This window comes from Actinophytocola sp., from assembly GCF_035942955.1.
Classification (GTDB): Bacteria; Actinomycetota; Actinomycetes; order Mycobacteriales; family Pseudonocardiaceae; genus DASYTH01.
In genome coordinates, this window is record NZ_DASZCQ010000206.1 from 45,573 (window position 1) to 51,720 (window position 6,148).

Sequence of the window (6,148 nt, forward strand, 5' to 3'; positions counted from 1 at the left end):
GGCAGCACGACAGATCGAGAGAGACCATGACCCTCAGCGACCGGCTCAAGGACGTCTTCGTCCAGGCCCTGGACCTCGGCGACGACATCGAGGTCGAGACCCTCAAGTACCGCGACATCGAGGCCTGGGACTCGGTGGGCCACATGGCGCTGGTCGCGGCCATCGAGGACGAGTTCGACGTCCAGCTCGAGACCGACCAGGTGATCGACATGAGCAGCTTCAAGGTCGCCCTGGACATGCTGCGGGGGTTCGGCCTCAGTGACTGACCTGACCGGCCGGGTCGCGGTCGTCACCGGCGGCACCCGGGGAATCGGGCTGGCCACGGCGGATGCGCTGGCCGGCGCCGGCGCCACCGTGGTGCTCACCGGCCGGGACGAGGCGGTGGCCAAGCAGCGGGCCGCCGAGCTGGCCGAGCGCACCGGATCGCCGGTGACCGGGCTCGCCCTCGACGTCACCGACCGGTCCGCGATCAAGGACGCGTTCCGGGCCGTCGCCAAGGAGCACGGCCGGATCGACGCCTTGGTGGCCAGCGCGGGCATGCTGCGGGGCGCGCTGATCGGCATGCTGTCCGACGAGCACATCGACACCACGCTGGCCACCAACGTGGTCGGCACGATCGCCACGGTGCAGGCGGCCGCGCGGGCGATGATGCGCAAGCGGTCCGGCTCGATCGTGCTGCTGGCGTCGATCGTCGGCGAGCGGGGCAACGCCGGGCAGACGGTGTACGCGGCGAGCAAGGCCGCCATCGCCGGGGTGGCCCGGTCGGCGGCCAAGGAGCTTGGCCGGTACGGCATCCGGGTCAACGCGGTCGCCCCCGGCGTGATCAGGACCGACCTGATCGCCGACCAGCCCGCCGAGGCGCTCGAGAAGATCACCGCGGACACCCCGCTCAACCGGCTCGGCGAGGCCGCCGAGGTCGCCGCCGCGATCCGCTTTTTGATCAGCGACGAGGCCTCGTTCATCACCGGCCAGGTGCTCGGCGTCGACGGGGGACTCGTGCTGTGAGCTTGGTGCACCCGGATGCGCGGCTGGTCGACGTGCCCGGCGGCACGACGGTGGCCGGCGGCGAGCTGCACGACCGGATCTGCGAGGTCGCGACCGCGCTGCGGGACCTCCCGCCCGGCGTGCTGTTCGCCCGCACCGAGGTCGATCTCCCCGGCGTGCTGCGCTACCTGGGGGCGCTGGCCGCGCACCGGCCGGTCGCGCTGATCGACCCGGGCCTGGACGCCGACGTGCTGGCCAACCTGATCGCCCGGTTCCGCCCGGCCGCCGTGCTCGGCACGGACGACGCGAGCGTGCCCACCACCGGCTACCGAGCAGCCGACCTGGCCGGCCCGGCCTGGCTGCGCATCGACTCCTACGGCGTCACCCCGCACCCCGACCTGGCGCTGCTGCTGCCCACCAGCGGCTCCACCGGCAACCCGAAGTTCGTCCGGCTGTCGGCCACCGCGGTGCTGGCCAACGCCGACGCGATCGCCGAGGTGCTGCACATCGACGCCGACGAGATCGCGCCGACCAGCCTGCCGCTGCACTACAGCTACGGGCTGTCAGTGCTCAACAGCCACCTGCGCCGCGGCGCCACCGTGGTGATCGAGCCGAGCGGGATCATGGGCCGGCCGTTCTGGCGGGCCGTCGAGGAGCACAAGGTCACCTCGCTGGCCGGCGTGCCGTACCACTACGAGATGCTGCGCCGGCTGCGGTTCGACCCGGCGAGGTACCCGAGCCTGCGCACGCTGACCCAGGCCGGCGGCACGCTGCGGCCCGAGCTGATCACCGAGTTCGACGAGCGGATGCGCGCGGTCGGCGGCCGGATGTACGTGATGTACGGGCAGACCGAGGCCGCGCCGCGGATGTCCACCGTGCCGGCCGAGCGGCTGGCCGACAAGCTCGGCTCGGTCGGACCCGCGCTGCCCGGCGGCGCGTTCGGCATCCGCACCGACGACGGCGCCGAGACCACCGAGCCCGGGGTCACCGGTGAGGTGATCTACCGCGGCCCCAACGTGATGATGGGGTACGCGGAGACCGAGGCCGAGCTGGCCGCCGGGGACGAGCGGGGCGGCGTGCTGCAGACCGGCGACCTCGGCCACCTCGACGCCGACGGCTACCTGTGGATCACCGGCCGGCTCAAGCGGATCGGAAAGATCTTCGGCAACCGGGTCAGCCTCGACGACCTCGAGCAGGTGCTGCGCGGCGCCGGCACCCCGCCGGCCGCCGCGGTCCCGGCCGGGGACAAGGTGATCATCTGGCTGGAGGGTGCCGACGAGGCCACCCGCAAGGCCGCGGCCCGCGCCCTGTCCGAGCGGCTGCACCTGCACGTCACCGGGTTCGACGTGCGCCCGATCGACGCGCTGCCGCTGCTGCCCAGCGGCAAGATCGACTACCGGACGCTGGAGGCCGGCCGATGACCAGCACCCTGCACAGCCTGTTTCGGCTCAACCAGGCCGAACGCGAGGCGGCCCTGCTGCCGGAGCTTGCCGCGCTGACCGCGCACCACCGGGCCAACTGCCAGCCATACGACCGGATCCTGTCCGCCCTCGGCACGCCACGGGAGTTCGGCTCGGTGGCCGAGTTGCCCTGGCTGCCGGTGCGCATGTTCAAGACCCACGACCTGCGCAGCGTGCCGGAGGACCGGGTGTTCAAGGTGCTGACCTCGTCCGGCACCACCGGCGCCGGCGCCTCCCGGATCTACCTGGACAAGGACGCGGCCGCGGCGCAGACCAGGATGCTCGGCGCCACGCTGTCCACCGTGCTCGGCAACACCCGGCTGCCGATGCTGATGGTCGACACGGTGGGGATCATCAAGAACCGGCGCTCGTTCTCCGCACGGGGAGCGGGGGTGCTCGGCATGGCCACCTTCGGCCGCAACCACGTCTACGTCCTCGACGAGCACGACCGGCCCGACGTCGACGCGGTCAAGGCGTTCCTGGCCAGGCACGGCGGCGAGCCGTTCCTGATCTTCGGGTTCACCTTCATGGTCTGGCTCTACCTCTACGAGGTGGCCCGCGACCAGGGCCTCGACCTGTCCAACGGCATCCTGATCCACTCCGGCGGCTGGAAGAAGCTGATCGACCGCGCCGTGGACAACGCCGAGTTCCGCCGCCGCTTCGCCGAGGACACCGGCCTGACCAGGATCCACAACTACTACGGGATGATCGAGCAGATCGGCACGGTGTTCCTCGAGGGGCCGTCCGGCGACGCCCTGTACTGCCCGGACTTCGCCGATGTGATCATCCGCGACCCGGACACCTGGGCGGAGCAACCGATCGGCACGCCGGGCGTCATTGAGGTGGTGAGCACCTTGCCGCGGTCCTACCCGGGCCATGTCCTGCTCACCGAGGACCTCGGCGTCGTGCACGGCGTCGACGACGGCGACTGGCCGGGCAAGCGGTTCTCCGTGCTCGGCCGGCTGCCGAGGGCCGAGGCCCGGGGGTGCTCGGACACCTTCTCCACGGTGGCGGATGCCCAATGAGACTTCGCGGCAGTCACGGCGACCACCGGGCGCGCCCCCGCCGGAGGCACGCGATCGCGGTGGCAGGGCGCCGAGCATCGCTCGCGCCGGTTTGGCCGATCAGCGCCCTGCCGGAGCGATCGCGTCGGTGCGCAGGGTCGCGGAAAGGCTGGGCGGCCGGATGAGGCAGCGCTTCCCGGCCGGGCCCGACACCGAGGTGGCGGCCCTGATCGACGCCGTGCGGGCGGAGCCGGACGGCGGGCCGCTGCGGGTCGGCGACAAGCGGATCGTGGACTTCCTGACCCGGTTCGCCCGGATCCTGCTGGCCCCGGCCACCGCGCGGCGGTTCCCGGAGCTGGCCTCGCTCGGGTTCTTCCTGCGCCGCGCCGAGATCGCCAAGGCATTGTCCACACTGGACAACCCGGAACGCGCGCTGCGCTTTCCGCGGGGCCTTGTGCTGCACATCCCGCCGGCCAATGTGGACACGATTTTCGTGTATTCCTGGGCATTGTCCGCGCTGGCCGGAAACCGCAACATCGTGCGCGTCTCGCCGCGCTCGGCCGGCGGCGCGCAGGCCGTGCTCGACGCGCTCAACCGGGCGCTGGACGGCGCGCACCCGGCCGTCGCGCAGACCCAGCGGATGATCACCTACGACCGGGACGACGCGGTCACCGCGGCCCTGTCCGCGGCCTGCGACCTGCGGGTGATCTGGGGTGGGGACCGGGCCGTCACCGAGGTCCGCCGGCATCCGCTCGCCCCGCACGCGCGCGACCTGACCTTCCCGGACCGGGCCTCGTTCGCCGCGGTCTCGGTGGCCGGCTGGCGGGCGGCCGACGAGCGCGCCCGGCGGGCCGCCGTCGTCGGCTTCTACAACGACTCGTACTGGTTCGACCAGGCCGCCTGCGCCTCGCCGCGCACCCTGTTCTGGGTCGGCGAGGCCGGGCCGGCGGCCACCGCAAGGGCGCAGTTCAAGGCCATCCTGACCGAGGTGCTCGCCGAGAAGGCGTTCGTGGTGGAGCCCGCGATGGCGGTGCAGAAGCGGGTGTCGACCTACGGGGTCGCGGCCGACGGGCTGGCCAGCGAGATCCACTTCGCCGGCAACGCGGTGGCCACCCTCGAGCTGGTCGAGCCGGCCGCGGTGCCGCGGGAGTGGCTCGGCGCCGGCACGTTCCCGATGGCCACGGTGGCCACCCTCGGCGAGCTGGTGCCGATCATCGAGCGAAAGGACCAGACGCTCAGCGTTTTCGGCTTCGACCGGGCCGAGCTCGTCGCATTCGTCAATGCGCTGGCCGGCCGGGGAATCGACCGGATCGTCCCATTCGGCTCGGCGCTGACCTTCGCCGCGATCTGGGACGGCTACGACCTCATGACCGAATTCAGCCGTGCGGTCACGGTTACTGTCTGAATTCCCCATATGCTGCCTGAGCAAGCACCTACGAGCCCCGGAGCGCGAATGACGGTCGACGCGGACGTCACGACGGATGAAGCGGTGGCCGCGCCCAAGCCGGCGAGCACCAGGAAGACGACCATCGTCACGTGGTTGCGCAGGCTGCTGCTGCTCGTCGTGGTCGCCGGCGCCGCCTGGACGCTGACCAAGCACTGGCCGACGGTCTGGGCGACGACCAAGACGCTGCCGTGGGGCTCGGTGCTGCTGTCCGAGCTGGCCGTGATCGTCGGCATCGCGTTCGGCGTGCTGGCCTGGCGCACCATCGTCAAGGACATCGGCCCGCCGGTCGGCTACGTCCGCTGCGCGCAGATCAACCTGGTCGGCTCGCTCGGCAAGTACGTGCCCGGCTCGGTGTGGGCCTACCTGCTGCAGATGGAGCTGGCCCGCAAGGCCGGGGTCGGCCGGGCCCGGATCGTGACCGGCTCGCTGGTCCAGGTCGGCCTGGCCCTTGTCGCCACCGCCGGGTTCGCCACCGCCGCGCTGCCCAGCCTGTACGGCGAGTTCCCCGGCGCGATCTTCTTCGCGATCGCGCTGCCGGTCGGCGTGTGCGCGCTGCACCCGCGGATCCTCACCTGGGCGATGAACCGGATCCTGAAGCTGATCCGCCGGCAGCCGCTCGAGGCGCCGCTGCACTTCCGCATGATCGGTGAGGCGCTCGGGCTGCAGGTGGTCTCCTACGCGTTCTTCGGCCTGCACCTGTGGATCCTTGCCGACGCCGTGGGCGCCGCGCCGGGCCTCGCCGGCTTCCTGCTGTGCACCGCCGCCGTGACGATCGGGCTCAACGCCGGCATGTTCGTCTTCGTGCTGCCGTCCGGCGCCGGAATCCGGGACGGCATGATCGTGGCGGTGCTGATCAGCTCCCTTGCCTACCCGCAGGCGCTGGCGTTCGCCCTCGTCTCCCGGGTCATGTTCGTCGTGGCCGACCTGGTGACCGCCGGGGCGGCGGCCTGGCTGGCCCGCTGGCGGGTGCCGATCCGGCCCGCGGCGCCGCGGGAGCCCTAGGCATACTTAAAAGTGCTGGGGTCGCCGATCTTTGGCGAGGGCGGCCGCCCCACGACGACCAGGGCAGGGCGAGGAACGAGCCCCTGCCCGCAGGCGTCGTCAGCCAACCACCCACGACACCCACCACCCACCCCAGCCCGCAACCACCCAACCAACCCAACCCCAGGCCGGCGCCGCCGAGCGCCGACGGGCTGAGCCACCCCGACGTGCCGCCACCCGCCGCGGTGCGGGCGACGTCGGACTCGGTGCGC

At 72.2% G+C, this 6,148-nt stretch carries 6 protein-coding genes; all 6 read left to right on the plus strand.

Annotated elements, in window-relative coordinates:
- The first annotated feature begins 26 nt into the window (after positions 1-26).
- The 6 genes from VGX25_RS20820 (at position 27) to VGX25_RS20845 (ending at position 5,897) form a co-directional block, all read left to right on the plus strand.
- Entirely contained in the window at positions 27-266 is a 240-nt protein-coding gene (locus VGX25_RS20820) for an acyl carrier protein (RefSeq protein WP_326919520.1), read from the plus strand.
- Positions 259-1,005, plus strand: coding sequence for an SDR family NAD(P)-dependent oxidoreductase (locus VGX25_RS20825; protein ID WP_326919521.1), 747 nt, complete (start codon positions 259-261; stop codon positions 1,003-1,005). The genes VGX25_RS20820 and VGX25_RS20825 overlap by 8 nt, the downstream gene beginning before the upstream one ends.
- Entirely contained in the window at positions 1,002-2,405 is a 1,404-nt protein-coding gene (locus VGX25_RS20830; protein ID WP_326919522.1) for an AMP-binding protein, read from the plus strand. Before VGX25_RS20825 ends, VGX25_RS20830 begins: the two co-directional genes overlap by 4 nt.
- Positions 2,402-3,469 (plus strand): acyl-protein synthetase, encoded by a 1,068-nt coding sequence (locus VGX25_RS20835; RefSeq protein ID WP_326919523.1) that lies wholly within the window; start codon positions 2,402-2,404, stop codon positions 3,467-3,469. Before VGX25_RS20830 ends, VGX25_RS20835 begins: the two co-directional genes overlap by 4 nt.
- A 160-nt stretch (positions 3,470-3,629) precedes the next feature.
- Positions 3,630-4,853 carry an acyl-CoA reductase gene (locus VGX25_RS20840; protein ID WP_326919524.1) on the plus strand — a complete coding sequence of 408 codons (1,224 nt, stop codon included), beginning with the start codon at positions 3,630-3,632 and terminating at the stop codon, positions 4,851-4,853.
- A gap of 48 nt (positions 4,854-4,901) precedes the next feature.
- A complete protein-coding gene (locus VGX25_RS20845; RefSeq protein ID WP_326919525.1) occupies positions 4,902-5,897 on the plus strand; it encodes a lysylphosphatidylglycerol synthase domain-containing protein in 996 nt (331 codons plus the stop codon).
- Positions 5,898-6,148: the final 251 nt, after the last annotated feature.